The following is a 24,651-nucleotide window of genomic DNA, read 5'->3' on the forward strand; positions in this document are numbered from 1 at the left end:
ATGGTACAAAAAACCGTTGAACTTTCCGAAACACAAAAGGGAATCTATTTTGATTGTCAGGTGAATGATCCCACTTCGTATAACATCTCAGCTTCAATGCAATTTGATCATCTTCAAATGGAGATATTTCGCCGGGCCATCGAATTGCTTATGTATGAGCAAGTGGTGCTGCGTACTCGAATTGAGATTCAAAATGATGTACCCGTGTTATCCGTTCATGAAGATATGGATTATTCACTTACCTTCTGGGACCTAAGTAGCGAGAATCAGGAGAATCCCAAGGAACAACAGTTAGAAGCATTGGTGGATGAATGCATCGGGACACCTTTTGATCTAGAGAAAGGTCCTCTGTTCCGTATAATGATTGTTCAGATGGATAAAAGCCGATATATTCTGACCTTATGTATTCATCATTTAATATGTGATGGCATGTCACTTGAACTGATGAAAAACAAACTTATTCAGTCATATACGTGTCTTTTTGAAGATCAGCCTGTGGATGTCAAGCTGGATGAAGGATTCATCTCTTATGTTGAGGCAGAGAACAAGAAACTGCACGAAAACAAGTACTTCAAAGAGCGGGAATACTGGTTAAACAAAATGAAGGGAGCGGAACCTCTTTCTCTAAAGCACGACTTTCCAGCAGGTTCTTTACAAGAAGGAATTGGTCATGAACTGCGATTTGATATTTCGGAATCGTTAATGGCTGATATTACACAGATGTCCAAAGATAATGAAGTAACCGTTTTTATGTTTTTTATGGGTGCCTTTGGCATTCTTATGAGTAAATATGTCGGTACAGACGATATCACCTTTGCCTCCCCATATTCTCATCGTCCCGGTATGGACTTGGAAGAAACGATTGGATGTTTTGTCCATATGTTGCCTATGCGATTCCATATTGACCTCGAATCAACTCTAAAACCTCTGCTGCAACAAGTAGCCACAACCTGGATGGATACGTATAGAAACATCAGATATCCCAATAACCTCATTGTCAGAGACAGCATGTTACAGGCTCAACCCGGATCACCATCGTTGTTTGATATCTCCTTTGTTTATGATTCCTATGAGGAAGATATCCTCGGAACTCGTATTCTGGATCAGGATAAGGTTACGTTTCCAGGAGATCTAATGGTGGTGTTGAGTCGTTTACCGCAAGGAGCTCAGTTGAAGCTGCAATATAAACCGAGCTTGTTCCGTGAAGATTCAATGGAGCGAATGGGCCAACGATTTCTATACTTGCTGAATCAACTAGTAACCAATTCTGATCAAAAAATCAGTGAGTTCAGCCTCCTGATGCAGGATGAGAAAGAAAACCTACTGTACCGATTCAATCAAACTTCTTATTTTCCCTACACTCCACAACATATTATGGATATATTTCACGATAAAGTAGCACGTTTCCCGGAGCGGGTAGCTCTAATGGAAGGGAAGCATCATCAGACCTATGCGCAGGTCAACGCAAAAGCGAATCAATTGGCTAGGCAGATCGTTGCGAGTAAGAAGAGTGATAACGCGGCAGTCGGCGTTCAGATGCCACGTTCCTCGGATATGGTCATTGCCCTATTGGCTGTATTAAAAGCCGGATGTGCTTTTGTGCCTGTGGACCCTTCCTATCCTTTGTCCAGAAAGGCCTATATTATGTCGGATGCAGACATATCCATAGTGCTGGCTATGCAGCCCGAAAAAGATGACAAGACTCTGGATGTCCAGTACATCTACGTTGAGGGAGATCGGGCCTATACGGGGGATGCCTCAAATCTTGAAGAGGCGCTGAATCCGCATAGCCTTGCCTATATCATGTACACATCCGGATCAACAGGCAAGCCAAAAGGAGTCATGGTTGAAAATCATAGCGTAGTCAATACACTGCTTGATCTGGAGCGTCGTTTTCCAATGCAGGCGCAGGATGTTTACTTGCTGAAAACAGCATATACCTTTGATGTGTCCGCCACGGAACTTTTCGGCTGGTTCATGGGTGAAGGCGCACTAAGTATTCTTGAGCCTGGAGCAGAAAAAGACCCTGCTCGTATTGTGTCTACGGTGGCATCACATAAGGTGACGCACATTAACTTTGTTCCAACGTTATTCCGTCTTTTTCTGGAAACGATGGAGCTTCGCTCCGATCTGTCAGCATTGGAAACGCTAAAATGGATGTTTGTTGGCGGAGAGGCAGTCACGCCAGACATCATTGAGAAATTTAACAGGTTAGGCATTAGAGCAAGTCTGGAAAATGTATATGGTCCAACCGAATGCACCATATGGGTTTCTCATTATCCGTTAAGCCATTATGAAGGCTTGGGCAATGTACCGATTGGCTACCCGCTCAATGAGTCCAGATGGTATGTCGTCGGACATCATGATGAGCTTCAGCCGTTAGGTATTCCAGGGGAGCTTTGTCTTAGCGGTGTTGGGCTTGCACGTGGATATCTGAATCTGGAACAGATGACCCGAGAGAAGTTTATCCCTAATCCTTTCTTTCAAGAAGGACAGGACGCAGAGCATTTCAGGTACATGTACCGCACAGGGGATCTGGTACGTTCACTCCCAAGCGGTACGATCGAATATCTGGGACGCATTGATTTCCAGGTTAAAGTTCAGGGAGCCAGACTGGAGACAGGCGAAATTGAGAATACCCTGTCATCCTATCCGGGTGTCATCCAGACCGTGGTAGTCATGAAATCATTTAAAGGTAGGTCCGGCTTGCTGTATGCCTACTATCTGTCAGAGCAGGAGCTGCCTTCTGTCGAATTGAGAGAGCACCTGTCTCGTTTGTTACCGGCATATATGATACCATCCGTTTTTGTACATAAATCCGAATTTCCATTGAATAGCAGTGGGAAGATTGACCGGAAGGCACTCATGGCAGATATCACGCATGCTCACGCTTCCAGTACGTTCTATACCGCCCCGTCTTCTGAGCTTGAGAAGGTTATAGCCGAAGTGTGGGCCGAAGTGCTCGGTGTTGAGAGAGTAGGGCGCGATGACCATTTCTTTGAATTGGGCGGAAATTCATTTTCTGTCATTCAGGCTCACAATAAACTAAAACATTATACCGATGTGGAGTTCCCTGTTCCTCGTTTTTTCGAATGCCCGACATTGCGTCAATTTGCCGCGCTGGGACCAAAAGATGAGGGAGTTCGGATACCGACTGAAAGGGAACAATTGTTTCAACGAAAAGACGGCATTATGCGTGAGGACATTGCAATTGTGGGCATGGCGGTGAATGTGCCGGGCGCTGAGGATATAAGGGAGTTCTGGAGTAACCTTGTTGAACGACGGGAAAGCATTCACTTTTATAGTGATGATGAATTGAGGGAGCTTGGTGTGGAGGAAGCTCTGCTGCGTTCACCTCGTTATGTCAAGGCAAAAGGACGTGCCAACGGCATCGATGAGTTTGACGCAGGGTTCTTTGACTATACTCCCGGTGAAGCCAAAATGATGTCTCCCCAATTCAGACTTTTGTATCAGGGAATATGGGAAGCGCTGGAGGATGCAGGCTGCAGACCGAATGAAGCGGGTAAGGTGGGTGTGTTCCTTGGCGGGTCCGATGACTTCGAATGGTACCGTCAAGTGCTTTTTAACGATGCTAACTATAGCAGTAAATACGAAGCATTTACCCTCAGCACCAATCATTTTCTCGCTACCCGAATGGCTTATAAGCTTAACTTAAAAGGGCCGGCCTATACTGCTCTGACGGGATGTTCTACTTCACTGGTTACACCTCATCTGGCATGTCAATCCTTGATCGTTGGAGAATGTGATGTGGCCGTGGCTGGTGGGATTACCGTGGAGTTGCCCAATGAAGGGGGTTACATATTTGAGGATGGCATGATGTTCTCCACAGATGGACACTGTCGTCCATTTGACGCGGCAGCCAGTGGAACCGTCTTCTCCAATGGTATGGGAATTGTGGTGCTGAAGCGGGTAACCGATGCTCTGCGGGACGGAGATCATATCTACGGGGTCATCAAAGGCTCAGCAATTAACAATGACGGACAAGAGAAACTCAGTTTTCTTGCTCCTAGCGTAAGCGGACAGGCTGAAGTCATTCAGGATGCTTATAAGGTAGCCGGAGTAGACCCGGAAACGGTGAGTTATATCGAAGCACATGGTACGGGAACGTTGCTTGGTGATCCAATTGAAGTAAACTCGTTAACTCGGGCCTTTGCTTCCGACCAAAAGCAGTTTTGTTATCTGGGTTCGGTCAAAGGCAATGTGGGACATATGGATACAGCCGCAGGTGTGGTTGGTTTAATCAAGGTAGCGCTCAGTCTTGGACAAGGTTATATCCCTGGAACAGCGAATTATGAGCAGCCTAATCCCAAAATTGATTTTTTGAATACGCCTTTTAAAGTTAATGCACAAGGTGTGGACTGGAAACAGGGCCATGTTGGAGTCATGCGCGCAGGAATCAATTCATTTGGTGTGGGGGGCACGAATGCTCACATGGTATTGGAGGAGGCTCCCGAGATGGAGAAGTGCAGTCCCGATGATGACGTAAATATATTGCTTTTTTCCGCCAAAACAGAGTACTCGCTGAACCGCACCGCTGAACGGATTATGGAACATCTGACTCAGCAGCCGGAGCCATCTGTGTCGAACGCAGCGTGGACCTTGCAGTCAGGTAGACTTGTTTTTGCGTATCGTAAGGCACTCATTCTGGATAAGACATGGAAGGATAATCCGGACAAGCTGATACAGCAGCTGGGAAAAGCACGCGTATACCATTCAGCTCAAGGCACCCGTCCCGTATACTTTATGTTCCCCGGACAGGGCAGTCAGTATCAGGGAATGGGTGCAGAACTATACAGATCTACAGAGCAATCAGGCCTGGCTCCAATCTTCAGAAGTTATATTCAGGAAATATTGGACCTTCTGCCCGCGGAAGAACGAGAAGAAATGCTGTCCGTTGTATACGGAGATCAGCAGCCTGAGCGAATAAACCAGACAGAGTACAGCCAATTCGCACTGTTCATGACAAGTTATGCGCTGGCCAAGTCGCTGCTGGATCTGGGCATCAAGCCAGATGGCATGATCGGGCATAGCATTGGTGAATTGGCTGCCGCAGCGGTAGCAGGTGTGTTCGAACTCGGAGATGCTGTCAAGTTAGTTCGACTTCGCGGACGTCTGATGCAGCAACAACAACCCGGGGTCATGCTTGCCGTTATGGCGGATGCACAGCAGGTGAAGTCACAACTGGAGGAAGACATGTGGCTTGCCCTGGTGAATACTACAGGTTCCAGCGTGATTGGTGGGACAGCTGAAGCCATTTCACGGATGGAAGCCAAGGCTGAAGGACTGGGCTGGAAATGCATTCGTGTGAAGACTTCCCATGCATTCCATACGCCAATGATGAATCAGGCTGCCGAGGAATTTAGACGTTATATAGCAGAGCATTCACTTCATACGCCACAGATTCCATTACTGTCCAACACCAGTGGAACATGGGCGCTTGGAGATGAAATCACACAACCTGACTATTGGTCCCGTCATATTTTACAGCCGGTGTTGTTTGAATCAAACCTGGCTGAAGTGTTGAAGGATGAGCGGGCTGTATTAATTGAAGTAGGTGCAGGACGAACGCTAAGCTCCTTTGCCAGACAGCACAGTCAATCAAGAGATTCCCAGGCGGTACTGAATATGCTGCGTCACGTAAGGGAAACGGAGCAGGATAGTATCTATGTGAACCGCAGACTTGCGGAGTTATGGTGCGAAGGCATTGAACCGGACTGGAAGGTGCTCAAAGGGCAGACGGTGCGACGCAAATGCTCTCTGCCTACTTATGTTTTCAACAAACAATCCTATCCTGTCAGTGTTTCTCTTTCTGGCTCATCATCAGCGGAAGGAATGGGTAAGGGGGATGATACGGGGCATGCAGAGCAGGGTAAGGGAAGTGGCTCTACTCTAGTAAAAGGGACAGTTTATACAGGTGATTCCGATCAACTGAAACAGATTGTCCTGGACGCATATCGAACGATTTTTGGCATCGATGATCTAGATGAAGAGGTTAATTTCTTTGCCGTTGGAGGAGATTCTCTCAAAGCAGTCAGCTTGTCTGCATGGATCCGGTCTCATTTAGGAATTCAGCCTGAGGTAGCAGATATTTTCAATTATTCAACGCCTATTCAACTGGCGGAGCATCTCTATGTCATGGCGAAACCAAAAGTGGACCAACAGACAATTCAATCAGCACCCACTATGGATGCGTATCCAATCTCTTCTGCACAGATGCGTATGTTCACACAAGCGATGCTTGATCCAGGCAATACGGCATACAACCTACCATCAGCAACCATTATTGAAGGTGAATTGGACCGTATAAGAGTTGAGGCTGCTTTGCAGAAGTTGATACAGCATCATGAGGCGCTCAGAACATCGTTTGAGATACGGGGCGGTCAGATCGTTCAGATCATCCAACCTTCGGTTCGCTTAAGTATGGGCTATGCAGAGCAGCATGTGGCAGATGACCAAGAGTTGCCTGCGATGATCGAGACATTGATTCGTCCTTTTGATCTGGGGAGTGCTCCGCTTATGCGGGTTGAACTGATTAAGATAGGCGAGCGCAAGCATCTGCTATTCTTTGATATTCACCATATTATCGCAGACGGTACATCTGTCGAAATCATCACTCGTGACTTCAATGATTTATATTTTGGCAAAGAGCAAGCAGTCCGATTGCAGTACAAAGATTACGCGGTATGGCAGCAGCAGCGTCTCGCTTCACAGGAATACAATTCACATCAAACATACTGGCTGGACCGTCTTGGACCTTCTTTACCTGTGCTGGAGCTTCCACTTGACCAGGAGCGTCCATCACAGCGATCCATGCAAGGGGGACGTCTCCATTTCACGTTGAATCGTTCGGTAACACAAGACTTGCACGAGCTGGCTTCCTCATCGGAAGCATCCATGTATATGGTAATGCTAAGTGTGTGGAATCTTCTTCTCGCACACCGCTCAGGTCAGCAGGACATTGTGGTAGGAACCCCTGTTGCAGGAAGGATGCAAGAGGAGTGGAAAGAGACGGTAGGCATGTTTGTCAATATGATTGCGATGCGGAATTTTCCCACGTTTGATCGTACGTACACTGATTTTTTACGCGAACTTAAACAACATACACTGGATGCTTTTGCGTATCAGGAGTATCCGTTTAATGAGCTTGTGGCACAACTGGGCGTGACACGTGAGTTGAACCGAAATCCGGTATTTGATGTTTGTTTTGATTATCAGAACATGGACTTGCATGGACTTGAACTTCATGGTTTGCAATTCAGTTCTTTTCCGGTGGAGACAGGTACGTCTACTTATGATCTGTTAATGACTTGTCAAGAAAACAGGGAGAAGCAGATGATTGAAGGATATATCGAATACTCGCTGGATCTGTTCCACCGGGACACAGTGGAAGGTATGATGCAGGAGTTTATCGGACTCTGCCAAGAGGTTGTACAACAGCCTAATCTGTCTCTGAGCGAACTGTTTGAGAGAAACGAACGTTCTCATGAGCACCCAGTCCATCGTCTTGCTGGTCCACGTCTGGATTACAATTCTGCGGAGGGTCTGCATCGGCTGTTTGAGCTGCAGGCAGAACACACACCAGACAAGAAAGCTCTCCTTGTATCATCCGGAGCCTCTTTTACCTACAGGGAGCTTAATGAAAAAGCTAATACGCTGGCTTGGAAGCTGATTGATCAAGGTGTGCGCCGGGATGAACCTGTAGGCATATTATCCAGACGAGATGAATCGTTGATCATTATGCTATTGGCGGTGCTGAAAGCTGGGGCGGCTTATGTGCCTCTGGATCCTGCTTTTCCGCCGCAGCGCATCGTGAATATGATTGAAGACAGCCGAATGAACGTATTGCTGTGTACGCCTGATGAAGAAGGCACAGTGACTTTTAGCGGAGAGCGTTTCGTGTATGATCCAACTGCCCAGGATTTGCGCTCATCCGTTAACCCGGACATAAGCTTCCTGTCTTCGGACCTGTCCTGTGTGATTTTTACCTCAGGATCGACGGGGCGTCCCAAAGGGGTGATGATTACTCATGAGGCGATGGTCAATTTTGTTGAGGACATCAGGCACCGACATATTTTTGCACATGAGACAGATCGCATCATCAGTGTAACGACCATATCTTTTGATATTTTCGGATTTGAAGTGTGGACACCATTATGCACCGGATATTCGCTGTATCTGGCCAATGAGCAGGAGCAGCTTGACCCGGCTCTTGCTTCACGTCGAATACGTGAATATGGTATTACGCACATTCTTAGCACGGTCTCACGCATTAAGGCATTTGTCGAAAATCCGGAATTTGCTCAGGCGCTGGGCAATCTGCGGTGTGTTCTTACCGGAGGGGAAAATGTCCCTGTGGGACTCCTCACCGATCTGAAGCGGCTTACGCCTGCTCGAGTCTTTAATATGTATGGACCAACGGAAACTACGATCTGGTCAACGACCAAAGAATTGAATGACACAGCCGCGATTACCATTGGCAAGCCCATTACCAATACAGAGATTTATATTCTGAATGATGAAGGTGAAATACTGCCACCTGGCAATTATGGAGAGCTGTGCATTGCAGGAAAAGGATTATCCCGCGGTTATCTGCACAATGCAGCTGAGACCGATGCCCGATTCATTGCAAACCCCAATGTTTTGGGAGGCCGTTTATACCGAACTGGCGATCTGGCCCGTATACTGCCGGATGGGGATGTTGAGTTAATGGGACGGTTGGATCAGCAGGTGAAGATTCGTGGCTACCGGATTGAACTGAACGAGATTGAGCAGGCAGCGATGAATTATGAACGTGTAAGAGAAGCTGTCGTTAAGGTAGAAGGGGCCGAGCCACATTCATTGCAATTAATCCTTTTCTACAGTCTGAAGCCTGGGTTTGGGCCTTCCGTTATGGAAGATGAAGACGTACAGCTTCGGACCTGGTTAAAGCAGCGGCTTCCACAGTACATGATGCCTTCTCGCTTGATTCGTCTGGAAAATCTGCCTGTGCTGCCTAATGGCAAACTGAATCGCAATGCCCTTCGTCTGGCTGATTTTGAAACGGGAGAGAAGGCTAATCCGGCTCTGGTTTATGGCTCATCGATTCAAGGAATGGAGCAGGCAAAAGTTGATCTGGAGCAGATGCTTATTGCAGCGTGGAAGGAAATATTGAATCTGGATACGGTTAATATCCATGATCACTTTTTTGACATCGGAGGCAACTCGCTGGGGCTTATTCTGATTAATAATCGGCTGAATGCCTATCTGGATAAAAGCGTTCCGCTGGTGCAATTGTTTGAGCATTCCTCCATTGCATCACTGGTCAATCATCTGGTGGCGGAGCAGATGCTGCCGACAGTTACACAACAGGTGCAAGAGGAAAGCGGGTATATCGCTTCGGTTGGATATCCTGTTACGAACCCGGGCCCGACAGCAGCTCCCAAAGAGTATGTGAGGAGCACAGTTGAACACAGCAAAGTGGAACAGAGCAGACCGGAACAGAGTATCCCGTTTGCTTCAGAACACAGTAGCAGAATTTCTTCTTCGACGGATATCGCAGTCATTGGCATGGCAGGGCATTTTCCCGGTTCAAGAAATATTGAGGAGTTCTGGGATAACCTAATGGCAGGTAAGGATGGTATCACCCGTCTGAATGAGGAGGATCTAACCGCTGCGGGTGTACGACCGGAAGACTTCAAACATCCCGATTATGTACGGGCCAAAGGTGTACTGCAAGACACTGAGTATTTTGACTCCGGATTTTTCGAATATCCGCATCAGGAATCCAACATGATGGATCCGCAAATACGGCTGCTGCATCAGTGCTCATGGGAGGCGCTTGAGCATGCCGGGTGTGATCCTTACAGTTATGAGGGAGCTATAGGATTGTTTGCCGGAAGTGGACTGAGCTTACCATGGATGGTGCAATTTCTAGGTCGTTCCGGTAATTTGCTACAGGCTTTTGAAGCCATGACTTTGAATGAAAAGGACTATATTACAACCCGAGTATCTCACAAATTAAATCTGAGAGGGCCAAGTATGGCCGTACAGACCGCATGTTCGACTTCTTTGGTCGCCATCCACCAAGCTGCTGAATCGCTGATCCGGGGAGAGTGTGATGTGGCACTTGCGGGAGGTGTCTCTATCTCCTATCCGCTCAAAGAAGGTTATCACTGGCATGAAGGCATGATTTATTCAAAAGATGGTCATTGCAGACCGTTTGATGAGCAGGCATCTGGTACTGTGTCTGGTAATGGATGCGGAATGGTTGTGCTCAAGTCACTCCGTGACGCGCAGAGAGATGGAGATCATATCTATGCAGTCATTAAAGGTTCAGCGATTAATAATGATGGCATGGACAAAATTGGATATACGGCACCGAGTGTGGCCGGGCAGGTCAAGGTTATTCAATCTGCCCTGCATCGTTCGGGAGTGTCTCCTAAAGAGATCTCCTATCTGGAGGCGCATGGAACAGGAACCAAGCTGGGGGACCCGATTGAAATCGAAGCGCTCAGGCAGTCATGGGGAACAGATCTTAGGAATTATTGTGCTCTAGGTTCTGTGAAAGCAAATATCGGGCATCTTGATGCGGCAGCAGGTGTCGCCGGTTTTATTAAAACCGTACTGACGCTTTATCACCGGGTGGTTCCGCCACAGATTCACATGAATCGGGCGAATCCAATGTTGGAACTGGAGCATAGTCCCTTCTATATCAACAGGGAGCCACAGCCATTAGAAGACGCGAAGCATGTTCTGCGAGCAGGTGTCAGTTCGTTTGGGATCGGGGGTACCAATGCTCACGTCATTCTGGAGCAGCCTCCTGTTCAAGAGAGCCAAGCCAATTATGAGTCATTGCTTCTGCTGCCCTTCTCGGCCAAAAGTGAATCGGCGATGGAACGCACGTACGATTCGGTTCTACAGGCGATCCATGCATTGCCGGAGCAGTTGCCCAATGCTGCGTGGACGCTACAGAAGGGAAGAAGCAGATTCATTCATCGTAAAGCACTAATCGTTGTAGACGGTTATATTCCGCCAAGCGAGCAGTCTGTGGAGTTTGAGACACAGGCAAGTGTGATGAATGGGAAGCCTAAGGTCATGTTTTACCTCAGCGGAAATGCAAATTGGGAAGCGCGCAAGATTCGGGAACTATATGCTTCTGTGTATCGGAGCCAGGTCTCAGAGATATTCAAACAGCACTTTGAAGAGATACTGAACCTCTTTGAGTCCAGGGAACAGTATGCCATTCGCCAAGGCATAGGGCGATCGTTAACTGATTCAAGGCTTGAGCGCATGCAGTGCTTTGTTGTGCAATATGCTCTTTATAAAACCGTGATGCAGCTTGGTGTCAAGCCAGATGCTGTCTGTGGACAAGGCGTTGGCGAACTGGTGGGGTTGGTTATTAGTGATGCACTTGATCCAGTACATGCCGTAGGGCTTTTATACAATATGGAGCATTGGTCACTAGAAGAAGGAGCATTGTCAGATGCTTTGACTGGAAGGATGACAGATGCAACTGTAACAGACCATGCGTCGAGTATTGCACCACTGTTATCTCCAAATTTCCTGTTTACGCTGCTAAATCGCAAAACGCTTTCTGAATCTGATGGGCATACGTTGTGGATCGTTTCGAATCAGCTGCAGGATACAGAACCAATTGTCCCGGATTCATTTTCAGAGTCAAACATCATTGCTCTTACTGGAGATCGTCAGAGCTTGCTTGAGGCAGACGTGTATTTAATGAAAGTACTTGCTTTTTGCTGGTGCTCTGGCATGGAGTTGGATTGGGAAGAGTTAAACGGAACGGGGGGTAGGCAAAAAATTTCCCTGCCGACGTATTCCTTTGATCCCATTGTTCATCAACATGATGTTGCGTTGTATCAGCTTGCAGCGGGTTCTATCGCAGCATTAGACCAATCTCCATTTGGGAAAGTCAGGGTTCAACGGACTGATGATGAGATAAGGCATGTATTGTCGCAATTGTGGCAGGAGTTGCTTGGTAATGGAGCAGTTGGCCTTGAAGATGATTTCTTTGAGCTTGGGGGTCATTCATTAAAAGCGATTTCCTTGGCGTCGAGGATTAAAGAAATGTTTGGACTGAATTTGGGGCTGGAAGAGGTTTTTGATCATTCTGTGTTTGAACACATGGTCCAATGGATTGCTGAACATCAGGCTACAAGTGACTCTGATTCAGTGAACCCAATCTTGCCTGTACCTAAGAAAGAGAAATACAAGACCACTTCTGCACAGCGAAGAATGTATGTGGTGCATGAGTGGATGAAAGGTGAGAGTACGGCGTACAATCTCGCCAGTTCCTATAGGGTAAGAGGAAAACTTGACCCTACCCAATTCATATTAATAATGGATGCACTGGTAGAGAGACATGAAGCATTCCGTACCAGGTTTGAAATGATTGACGGTGAGCTTTTCCAGGTTGTCGAGGATCGGGTTCCAAGCGTTGTGGAGTTGCTGGAATTGGAAACAGCAGGGTTAGAGCAGGTCATGGAATGGATCAAGCCTTTTGATCTGACCAGCGCACCATTGGTTCGTGTTAAGCTGATTCGCCTTTCTCAAGAGGAACACATCTTATTCATCGACATGCATCATATCATTTCGGATCAGAGTTCCATTGCGATCCTGATGCAGGAGTTTGCTCACATGTACAGAGGAGAAACATTGCAATCTCTTGACATTCAGTATAAGGATTATGCGGAATGGCGTGATGAAACTGCGTCACATGGACAATCTGTTGAAGACGCCAAGTTTTGGATACGGGAATTCGAGGACATGCCTGCACCGGTTGAATTGCTTACAGACTTCCCAAGACATGGCGCGTCATCCTACAGCGGAGACAGACGTTCCATTGAACTTGGTGAGTCGTTAAGCACACAGGTCAATGACTTCTGTACGCAACAAGGGCTTACACCCTACATGTTGTTCATGGCAACTTTGAATCTATTAATCTGGAAGTATACGGGTCAGGGAGACTTGGTCGTTGGTACAGCGGTTGCGGGGCGTGAGAAGCCAGAACTTAATAACGTTATGGGTATGTTCGTGAACATGCTTGCCATTCGCACCAGCATGGACAGAGAATGGTCCACAGAGGCGTATTTGAATGAGATGCGTGGCAAGCTGTTATCTTGTTATGAGCATCAGCATTATCCTTATGAAACACTGGTGGAACAACTTGGTCTATTCGGTGATTTAAGCCGCAACCCCCTATTTGATGTGGTGTTAAATTACATTAATATGGGAACCGATGATCCTGAAGCCGGGGAACTGATGCTTGAACCATGGGTCGAAGGTAAGGTGGATGCCAAATTTGATCTGACTTGGACACTGGTCGAGCATAAGCAATGTTACACGGTTGAACTTGACTATCGCTCGGATTTGTTTAAAGCGGAGTCCATGGAACTGATGCTGGATAAATTCCGGTATATCCTGTCTCAGATCACAACAGGGCATAATGAACGAATTGGTCAGATTAAGCTCACTACACCGGAGGAAGAGGAATGGCTGCTGTACGGAGTCAACGATAATGCCGCCCAGTATCCGCGAGATGCGACCATTTCCCAATTATTCGAGGAACAAGTTCATGTGCATGCACAGAAGACAGCATTGGTCTGGGAAGACGGTGAATGGAGCTATGCGGATCTGTATGAACGTGTTCAGTGGCTGGCGTGCAGGTTGCTTGGACAAGGGATAAAATCAGGCTCCAGTATTGCTCTCATTCTGGACCGTGGACCGATCCAGATGATCAGTATTCTTGCTACACTCCAAGTGGGTTGCAGTTATGTTCCGATCGACCCGGCTTCGCCGCCATCGAGAATTGAATTTGTTTTGCAAGATTGCGATGCGGCTGTGTTATTGACTGAAACGGCATATGTCTCCACATGGCAATCTGTAGTACCTTGTATCGTGCCGGCAGATGAACTGGCAGCATTTGATTCAGGAGACATGCAGGAGCCCGTTGAACATATGAACAAGACTGCTCTTGACCCGGCTTATATCATTTATACATCAGGGTCAACAGGAACCCCAAAAGGGACTGTGATGAGTCATCGCAATGTGACCAAAGTCATGAAAAATAGCAATTTTGTCACCGTTGTGCCAGAGGATCGTATCCTGCAAATTTCTAACTATGCGTTCGACGGTTCCATTTTTGATATTTTTGCTTCATTAATAAATGGCGCTACTCTTGTATTAATCTCAAAAGAGACCATTTTGGATATGGCTCGTTTGGCGGATGTCATCCGACAGCAACGGATTTCAGTATTTTATATTCCGACATCCTTGTTTAATATGCTGGTGGATTGGGATGCTGATTGCTTGAAGAGTGTGCGTAGAGTGATGTTTGGTGGTGAAGCTGCATCGGTGAGTCATGCCAACAAAGCGCTTGCATGTGTAGGGCCGGGCAGGCTGTTAAATGGATATGGGCCAACGGAAGCAACCTTTTTTGCCTCCTACCACTTATTAATGCAAACAGAGCCTTATACTGGCTCACTGCCCATAGGTTACCCCCTGTCTAACACAGCCTTGTATGTTCTGGATGATGAGCTGAAGCCTGTACCACCCAACGTTCCAGGTGAACTGTATATCAGTGGGGATGCGGTAGGTATTGGATATCTTAACCGTGAGGATCTTACCCGAAAACACTTTCTTGATGATCCCTTCCGCACGGGAGAACGAATGTATCGGACAGGTGACATCGTCAAACGTCTGATTGACGGCAGTCTGATTTTTATTGAACGTTCGGATTTCCAGGTCAAAATTAGAGGTTTTCGCATTGAGTTATCAGAGATAGGCAATTGCATGGAGCGTCTTTCGGGAGTTCGTGATGCCTTTGTCATGACGGCTACAGAATCATCAGGAAGCCTATACATTGCCGCTTTTTATACAACCGATACTGGAGCAGATGCTGAGTATATTCGAAGAGAACTTCACCAGCAACTGCCAGAGTACATGGTGCCTGCACGAATTATTCGACTGGATCATCTTCCGATTAATGCCAATGGCAAAGTGGACCGAAGAGCATTGTTCGAGCATTTGGTTGAAGAGCAGCAGAGGTCTCTGGAAGTGAATTCACCTCGGACAAAAACGGAGCGTGTCATTCTTGCCGCCATGCGACAGATTCTGGGTAATCCGGGCATTGGTGTGGAAGATCACTTCTTTCAAAATGGGGGGCATTCGCTCAAAGCAATTGCATTCACTCAAATTTTGTCAAAAGAAGGAATTGCCATCAATGTGAACGAATTATTCCAATATCCGACAGTTAGAGGACTTGCCAAATTGGTAGACATTAATCCTCCGGCGTCAGTTTGGTCCGAAGATAGCCTGCATATTCAGTCCCCGATAGTCATACCACAGGACATAACACTTCATGAGAAACAACTGGACAGCCTGGTCCTGCACGTTTTAAACAGCTGCAATCAGGTTTCATCTTTTATGGCGGGCATGACCCCTATGGGTCGATTCCCACTATCTCCAATTCAACAAGCACATGCTTCTACGACTTCACGAGCAAGCGGATTTACAACAACGCTGGAAGGCGAATTGAATGAACAAGCTGTAAAAAGCCTGATTCTTGGGGTTATATCCCGGCATCAGTTGCTGCACAGCATGATATATGAGGAAGAACAATTGTATTGGCATCCATGTGATATGTCATTAGCGGCGGACATGCTGCAACAGCTTATCCCATATCTTGATATTCGTCATTATGCTTCGGATACGATTGAGCAGTTGGAGTACAAACTGGTTCAGTCTCTGTTACACAAAACGTATACGTTGAAGGAACTACCATGGCGTCTGTGTATTTTGCGTACAGGAGCCACAGAGCATAAGCTGATTTGGAGTTTTGATCACCTTGCGTTTGATGGTATGAGTGCCCAGATCATCAAGCAGCAACTTGAGTCGAAGGCATTATATAGACCGCAAGGTGTAGGGACAGAGAGTGATCTTCTGTACCAAGTACGAAATTATGAGGATTATGTAAGTTTTCTGTCACAAGGCCCCATAGGGGTATCTGAAGATGAAATGAAGAAACAATTTTCACCTCAGGCATGGAATAGATGTAACACCATCGTCATGAACAAGTTGAAGGAAACAGAAACATTGTCGCCTTCAGCGATGACTGCCGAGTTGTCCCTTGCAGGGAAGGAGCCTGCAGATGTTTGGTGGACATGCTTTGAAACTTTTGCCAACATCATTGCGGCTTATCTGAACATAAGCCAATTGCCAATAGCCCTGGTGCATTACGGAAGGGAGTATGGCGAAAAATCCTACTATGATTATGTGGGAGAATTCCTAGATCTCATTCCAGTGCTGGTAGACAGTGAATTCACACAGGAAGATCTGTTGAAACGTCTGGAATTTACGAAGCAACACAGCATTAACTTTATGGCACTTACACATGATTCTTCCCTCTCGGCACAATATGATGGCATACAGGAACAATTGGGAACTGCCTACAGGCAAGCAGAACAGGAGACGCGTCAGATGATTCTGTTTAATTATCAAGGCTTCATCTCCAGCAGCGAAGCGATCCCAATGTCGTCTCAGTCGTCGGATGACCAAGATTCGAATTCGGCACTTGCCCAATTCGAATGGGTCATTCGCTACGACGAAGAGTGTCTGTACGTACATCTGGCCTGTCAGACTGGTCTGGATATCAAACGTATGAAACAGCTGATTGATGACAAGCTTGGTAGCGATGTGAAAGTGGTAGTTCACAATGAGGCAATGGAGGTGCAACATGTCCAGTAAATCCATACAGCGAGGACCCGAGCTGATTGTGCCAGAACATTATTCAACAGTGGCTGAGATGCTAATCTACATTGCAGATACTCATCCAGAAAAGGGAATGACCTATATCAGCTCTTCAGGTGACGAACAGTTTGAATCCTATCCTGAATTACTGATGCAGGCGCGCAAGTACCTGCAGTCTCTTCAGGAGCAAGGCATTCAACAAGGACAGGTCGTTATTTTGGAAATTGACCAGTCACAGGAATTTTACCGTACCTTTTGGGCTTGTATGCTGGGGGGCATTATTGTCGCCCCGGTTAGTCCTCCGGCTGCCTGGGAACCAGGCTCAGCCGGTCTGGAAAAATTCACGAAAGTGTGGGAGGTACTCGGGCGTCCGGTCGTTATCGTCGAGGAAGCCTACATGCCCAAGTATAAGCAGCTTGGGGAAAGTCCGGTATTCAAAGGTCTTATGTTGATTAGCGTGAACCAGCTTCAGGCAGGCCAGCAGATGGCTGATCTATGCCCAACCTCTCCTGATGACATTGTGTTTCTGCAATTCTCATCAGGAAGCACGGGAATTCCCAAAGGCGTGCAGTTAACAAATCACAATATTATTGCCAACAGTATTGCATGCAAGACTTTTCTTGGAGCTGAAGAAGGAGATAATGTGTTTACCTGGTTGCCGCATACGCATGATATGGGGATATTTGGACAGCATCTGACACCTGTCATGAGTGGAGCCAACATCATGGTGATGTCACCTTATACCTTCGTACGGTCCCCTTATCTGTTCTTGCGCAAGATTACGGAGCATCAGGGAAAATGGTTTTGCTGTACCAATTTCGGTTTCGAATGGATGGTGCAGAAGATCCCGGATTCCAAGCTCTCAACGCTGGATCTGTCTTCACTGCGTATGACCTTGAATGGTGCAGAGCCTATATCAACGTCTGTTATTGAGCGATTTGTCAAAAAATTCAGCTCTTGTGGCTATCGTCCCAATATGATGTTTCCTGCGTATGGCATGGCTGAAGCGACAGTAGGTGTATGTACCTCCAGACTGGGGGAAGAGCCACGAATTGAACGTATTTCGCGTTCGCGGCTGGTGCAGGAAGGACTGGCTGTGCCAGTCCAGCTGCCTAGCAGTGATAGCCATACTTCGGATGTGATTGAATTTGTCCATGAAGGATATCCCATGACAGGGATTCAGATCCGGATTGCGGATGAACAGGGTGAAGTGCTGGATGAGCGGGTTGTTGGCGAAATCCAGATCCGTGGGGAATCGGTAACCTCCGGATATTACAGTCTTCCGGAGATCAATCGTGAAATGTATGTGGATGGGTGGCTTCGCACTGGAGACTTGGGTTATATGGCTGACGGCTCCCTGGTTGTAAGCGGACGAATCAAGGACATTGTGTTTATTCGGGGACAGAACCATTATGCGCATGATCTTGAAGAAATTTTGTACCAGAATAGCAGCATTCCGAGAGGGAATCTGACGGTAGTCGGGCACTTTAACAGCCTCAAACAAGTAGAGGAGCTGCTTGTATTTGTTAAATACAAATCGGGCACTCCACAGTTTCTGGATGTACGACAGGATCTGATCCAACGTATGAGGGCTGGATTGGGTATTGAGATCACCCATGTTCTCCCAATCAAGGTTATTCCCAAAACGACGAGTGGCAAGGTTCAGCGGTTCATGCTGAGAAACGAATATGAGCGTGGAGCATTTACCAAGGACATCGAGGCCATTGAAGAACTGATTCGCGAAAACACACAACAGCAAGGACACGAGACGGTTTCCGCATCGTCTTTGGAGTATACCGTACGTAAAGCCTGGGCCGAAATTCTTCAATTGCCCGCAGGAAAGATTGAGATGGATACTTCTTTTCTCGCACTTGGAGGCAATTCCATTCTCTCCTATCAATTACTTGACAAGCTGTCTGCACATATGGGACGTGAATTAGGACAAGAACTACTTGTTTTTTGCAGTACAGTACGTGAGATGGTGGAATATCTGCAGGAACTTCCAGCAGAAACGAAGGACTTTGAACAAGCTGAAACCACAGATAATCCCCTGAATGTACATCGTGCTATTGCTATTACCGGACTGTCTCTGCGACTGCCTGATGCCGACACCCAAGAGCAGTTCTGGAGCAATCTGGTTAACGGGTTAGATAGTGTTGACCGGGTTAGCCTAGAGCGTGCAACACGTTCCAAGCAACCCGATTGGGATGACTGGATTGGGGAACTGAAGCAACCGGATACGTTTGATCATGAGTTCTTTGAAATCCCGTCTGAACAAGCTGCATTTATGGATCCGCAGCATCGCAAGCTGCTGGAAGTTGCTCATGAGGCGCTGGAGGATGCGGGTATGCTCGTGGACCATGAGGATAAGCGTGATGTGGGTGTGTATGTAGGGATTAACCCTAGCACATACTTCGATCTGGTTGTTGATTATATGAACCGGAGTTTTGGAAAGGCTGTTCATTCTCACGCTATGGTAGGCAATATGTCCAATATTGCAGCAGCCTCCATTTCACACATGTACAATTTCACAGGACCGGCACTGTCCATAGATACGGCATGTTCTTCCTTTCTGGTAGCACTGACACAAGCTGTTGCGGCCATTCAGGACAAGCGTATCTTTGGGGCAGTTGTAGGTGGAGCGAACATTTTGGCTACACCGCATGTTCATCAACTATCACGCAATGCTGGAATCTGTTCTTCCACTCAACATACAAAGGTATTTGACCGGGAAGCAGATGGTTCAGTCCTGGGGGAAGGTGCTGTTGTTGTATATCTGGAGCCGCTAACAGAGGCAGTTCGCAACAATAAGCATATTTATGGTGTGATTCGCGGGACAGCGGTGAATAACGACGGATATTCCCTGGGCATTATGGCACCCAACCCTCAGGGGCAATATGAGGTACTCCGTGCCGCTTATCGCGATGCCAACCTAAACCCGAGCGAGATTTCTTATATTGAAGCACATGGATCGGGGACAAGGATTGGAGATCCAATTGAGGTGAATGCCTTGCTCCGACTGTTCCGGGAAAAGGGATATACAAGCGACAATTCAATTGGATTAGGTTCAGTCAAAACCAATATTGGTCATTTATTTGCAGCCTCCAGTGGAGCCAGTCTTGCCAAGGTTCTGCTCAGTATGCAGCATGGGGAACTGGCACCAAGTCTGCATATGGATAATCCGAATCCGGCCCTCCGACTGGACCAATCGCCGTTCCATATCGTTAGCGAGCGTAGATCATGGGATGTACCTGAAGGAAAAACACGGAAAGCAGGCATCAGTTCGTTTGGCCTGGGAGGTACGAATGCCCACATTGTGCTGGAAGAATGGAAAGCCCCTGTCCGTGCAGATGCCCCGGCACGAGGCCAATTGTTAACGTTCTCTGCGAAATCAGAGCAGGCTTTAAAAAAGCTGATTGATAACACGGAGCAATATGTGAAGAAACATGCGGACCTGGCACTAGAGGATCTTTGTTTTACCCGGAACAGATATAGAAAACATTATCGGTATCGTGCAGCAGTAGCTGTCAGCTCCACCGGAGAGTGGAACATCGAAGAGATGGAATTTGGCTTCAAGCCTAGAAACCGAGCTGCTCGTGTCAATATTGTGGTTGGGGGGCATGAGATTCGCGGAGAAGCTCAAGCTCGCCAAGTAATCAGGCCAGACGATTCTAATGAAGATACGGTATCTACCTTGAACTACTGGGTGACCTTGCTTGAGACACTTGTACGTCTGGTCCCTTCCATTCAAGAGATTCGAGGAATAGCTGCAGGAGAGGAGCTTGTATCCAGTTTACATCTGGATGGCGAGGAACATCACAACGCTCATGCAAGCCAATCCATTCCAGTGAACAACAGAGTGACGTTAGACAGTCTGCAAGACACACCTGGCAAGATGGCAAACGCCGACATTGTAATTATGATTGCTGCAGATCAGACAGTGCAGCCGCTTGAATACAGTGGCAAGGAGAGCTTCATTGGCCTGTCTGCCGAGCCGACGCTTGCCATGGAGGATCAGCTTGCTGTATTGCTGGGACAGCTTTATGTACGTGGTGCTGCGCTGGATTGGGAACAGTTACATCCGAATGGCTCTGGCCAGATTGTACATCTGCCAGCACATCCATTCGAGCCATATGTACATTGGATAGATGTGAATCAGGGAACGGAGGTCATGATATGACAAAAGAAGAAATTGAGCTTTTTATCAAAAGCGAGATTGCTGCAGCGTTGAATCAGGAGCCAGAGGACATCGATGAAGAGATGAATTTTCTGAAAATTGGTGTCTCATCTGTGCAGGCGCTCAAGATCATTAACCGTGCGCGTAAGCATCTTCAAGTTGACATCAGTCCGGTTGCGTTGTTTGAATACAAAACAATTGCCGAGTTCGCCGCATATCTCAATGAATCTCTTCTTCAAGAGGGGGTTGCGGAATGATTGAAGTGGATGTAGAGCAAGAGATCATTCATGAAGCTGAATTGTTTGCTGCCCGTGAAATTCGTCCTTATGCTCAACAGATTCAAGAGCAGCAAGCCATTCCCAGAACATTGATCCGTGCCATGGCTGAAAAAGGTTACTTGGCTGCCTCGATCCCGGCTGAATATGGCGGCATGGGTCTCGGTCCCAAGACGTACGGGCTGTTGACTGAAGTATTTGGCAAGGCTCTTCCAGCCGTTCGCAGCTTGTTAACGGTACATACTTCACTTGTAAGTGAAACTTTGGTACGTTTCGGAACGCCTGAGCAAAAATCGTCTTGGCTGCCCAAGTTGGTGAAGGGAGAATGGATTGCTGCCTTTGGCCTGACTGAACCGGAAGTTGGTTCGGATGCCAAAAGTGTAAAGACCGAGTGGAGAGAAGAATCGGACTGTTATGTTTTGAATGGAAAAAAGAAGTGGATTACGTTTGGACATCTGGCAGATGTATTTATCATTATTGCCTCGAATCAGGGACGAAGCACTGCTTTTTGGGTCGAACGCCAGTTTGAGGGTGTACAGACCAAACCTATTGAAGGTGTCATGGTTGCGGGAGAGACAGGTATAGCTGAGATTGATCTCCATGAGGTGCGTGTACCAAAAAATCACATTATTGGACGTCTGAATGAAGGTTTTGAGTACATCGTAACCGGGGCGCTGGACCAGGGCAGATATAGCATAGCCTGGGCAGGGCTGGCGATTGCGCAGGAAGCGCTGGATGCCATGGTGACTTACTCAAGGAAGCGGAAGCAATTTGATCAGAAGCTGAGTCATTTTCAGCTGATTCGCGGCATGATTGGAGATGCGGTGACAAAAGTCCATGCAGCACGAGCATTATGTTTACGTGCAGCCGAGCTGAGAGAAGCCAAGGACCCGCAGGCCGCCATGGAGACAACAATCGCCAAATATTTTACGTCCAAAGTTGCTGTTGAAGTTGCAAGCGATGCGCTACAGGTTCATGGTGCGAACGGAATTAGTAACCAATATCCTGTTGCCAGGCTGTATAAGGAAGCCAAAATTCTGGAGATTATTGAAGGCTCTTCTCAGATGCAGCAGGAGATGATCTCGCATTACGGACTAAAAGCCTATTACAAGCGTGGCGGTAGCGTATGACGTTCTGTGCGCTATTTCCCGGCCAGGGAAGCCAGTATATCGGAATGTGCAGTGAGTTGTTGGACAGTGAGCCGGAGGCGAATCAGATCTTTGCGGAAGCGAGCGAGGTGATCGGATTTGATTTGAAGGCACTGGTTATGGAAGGGACCTTGAATCAATTGACGGTCTCTGAATATGCTCAGCCTGCTGTACTGACAGCAAGCTACGTTTTATTTGACTCATTTGTTCGCCGGACAGGAATGACTCCAGATTATGCAGTAGGTCACAGTTTGGGGGAAATTTCGGCTTTAGTAGCGGCGGGAGCATTGCAATTTGCTGATGGAATCCGTTTTACAGCTCAACGTGGTGCATTGATGCATCGCTCCATTCAGGAGCAAAAAGGAAGAGCGGGTATTGTTGTTGATGTAACCCAAGAAGCGCTTGAAGAATTAGTCGAGAAAATTCGTCAGAACGAGTATGTGACGATCTCCGGTTATAATTCACCGGGACAGTTTGTCGTCGCAGGTACTGCGAAGGGGCTTCAATTGCTGGATGATCAGGTGGATGGCTACGGTGGGGAATTCATTCCTTTTCGCATGATGCCAATGAAGGCAGATGCACCTTATCATAGCGAGTTGATGCAGTTCATTCAGCCTGAGCTTGAAGAGATGCTTGCAGGGATTTCCTTCTCTGCACCGGTGTTTCCCATATGCTCTACAGTACATGGTGAGTTCATTCGCGGAACCGAGGACATTCCTAAGCTGCTGAGCAGCCAGCTTTTGCAACCCATTCGCTGGAATCAGGCATTGGCACGCGTTCAAAATCTGGGAGCAACGGTATGGATCGATATCGGTCCAGGCCAGAGCGTAAGAAATATGCTGGCTGAGAATAAGACCTTGCCTGCAGCCTATTCGCTGGATGATCCGCAAGATCGGTCCAGGTTACTGGAGCGATATGAAGCAGTAAACCAGACAAGTGGGGGAGGCGATAAGGGATGATCACGGAGATGATGCAGTACAATCAGCGGGTGAAACAATGGCTGCCTGGAGGTGTGCACTATAATTTTCACCTTCCTTGGGAAGAGACGCCGCTCCATTTCAAGCATGCTTCCCGAAGCAGAGTGACGGATATGAACGGCAACGAGTATTTGGATCTATATGCCCGCTTTGGTGCCCTCATTGTTGGCCACGGCAACGAGGAGTATAACGAGTGTCTGAAGGATACCATTGACCGTGTTCTTTCCGTAAGTCATTGCGATCTGGATGCAGAGGCTCTGGAACTGATCCATCAATATGTACCTTCAGCAGAGATGATTCGTTTTGGGTTATCAGGAACGGAGATTGTCCAGAATGCACTTCGTCTTGCCCGGGCGTGGACAGGTAAAAATCGCTTTGTACGTTTTGAAGGCCATTATCATGGCAATGCGGACAATATTATGGGTGGCAAGACTGCACGTACAGGTTTGCCTGTACCTTCAGACTATCCTGGTGACATGAAAGGTACAAAGGGGAGGGCAAGGGATGCCATGGAATCTCAATCCTACCTCCTGCCATGGAATGACGCAACCCGTCTGGAGGAACTATTTCGCCAGCATGGAGACGACATTGCAGCAGTAATCATGGAGCCGGTTTGTGTAAATGGAGGCGGAGTCATGCCTGCTCCGGGTTATCTGCAAAAAGTCAGACAGTTATGTGACCAGTACCAGGTCGTGCTCATTTTTGATGAGATTATAACAGGATTCCGTATGGGACTCGGTGGTGCCCAACAGTTATTCGGTGTAACACCCGATCTGACTACACTCGGGAAGGCAATCGCCGGTGGCGGAGTTCCGGTGTCAGCCCTGGTTGGCCGAGCGGATATCATGAAGTTGCTTGTAGACAAAAAAGTAATTCATGCGGGTACGTTTAATGGCTATCCATTAGGTACAGCTGCTGTAAAAGCTACGCTGGAAATGTTGGGCCGCAATGGAGGACAGGCGATGCACAGCATGAATCGCCACGCTGAGATGATGCATGACATACTCTGCCAGGAAGCAGTGAAGGTGGGTCTGCCTTTAATTGTTCAGGGGCCGTCCGGCTGTGCTTCTTATCACTGCTGCACGGAGCCGCTTACGGATACGGCTGATTATACGTTTGAATTGATGTCTTTTGATATTTTGCTAAATAGCAAGCTTGCTGAGCACGGTATTCTGGTATCTACGCTCTCGCGGATGTATCCGAATATCCTGCTTGATATGCAAGATGTTGCCTGGTTCAGTGAGCGTGTCCCTGCAGCACTTGCAGAAATGAAAGAGCTCTACGACGAGCTGGTCTGATGGTAGCTCAAT

The 24,651-nt window shown here is 47.4% G+C and carries 6 protein-coding genes; all 6 read left to right on the forward strand.

Translation table 11 applies throughout. The annotated features are described in order from the left end of the window. From MHI14_RS08765 to MHI14_RS08790, 6 genes are read left to right on the forward strand one after another with little or no spacing between them, the layout of a single operon-like run. A complete protein-coding gene (locus MHI14_RS08765) occupies positions 1-16,761 on the forward strand; it encodes a non-ribosomal peptide synthetase/type I polyketide synthase (RefSeq protein ID WP_341131687.1) in 16,761 nt (5,586 codons plus the stop codon). After that, positions 16,751-20,944, forward strand: coding sequence for a beta-ketoacyl synthase N-terminal-like domain-containing protein (locus MHI14_RS08770; protein WP_341130193.1), 4,194 nt, complete (start codon positions 16,751-16,753; stop codon positions 20,942-20,944). The genes MHI14_RS08765 and MHI14_RS08770 overlap by 11 nt, the downstream gene beginning before the upstream one ends. After that, positions 20,941-21,198 carry an acyl carrier protein gene (locus MHI14_RS08775; protein WP_017687150.1) on the forward strand — a complete coding sequence of 86 codons (258 nt, stop codon included), beginning with the start codon at positions 20,941-20,943 and terminating at the stop codon, positions 21,196-21,198. The genes MHI14_RS08770 and MHI14_RS08775 overlap by 4 nt, the downstream gene beginning before the upstream one ends. After that, the gene (locus MHI14_RS08780; RefSeq protein ID WP_341130194.1) at positions 21,195-22,346 is read left to right on the forward strand and encodes an acyl-CoA dehydrogenase family protein; all 1,152 of its coding nucleotides are present in this window, start codon (positions 21,195-21,197) and stop codon (positions 22,344-22,346) included. The genes MHI14_RS08775 and MHI14_RS08780 overlap by 4 nt, the downstream gene beginning before the upstream one ends. Then, complete coding sequence (locus MHI14_RS08785) at positions 22,343-23,323, forward strand: ACP S-malonyltransferase (protein ID WP_341130195.1); 981 nt, start codon at positions 22,343-22,345, stop codon at positions 23,321-23,323. The genes MHI14_RS08780 and MHI14_RS08785 overlap by 4 nt, the downstream gene beginning before the upstream one ends. Next, a complete protein-coding gene (locus MHI14_RS08790) occupies positions 23,320-24,639 on the forward strand; it encodes an aspartate aminotransferase family protein (protein ID WP_091028300.1) in 1,320 nt (439 codons plus the stop codon). Before MHI14_RS08785 ends, MHI14_RS08790 begins: the two co-directional genes overlap by 4 nt. Positions 24,640-24,651: the final 12 nt, after the last annotated feature.

Source organism: Paenibacillus sp. FSL K6-2393 (assembly GCF_038002545.1).
Classification (GTDB): domain Bacteria; phylum Bacillota; class Bacilli; order Paenibacillales; family Paenibacillaceae; genus Paenibacillus.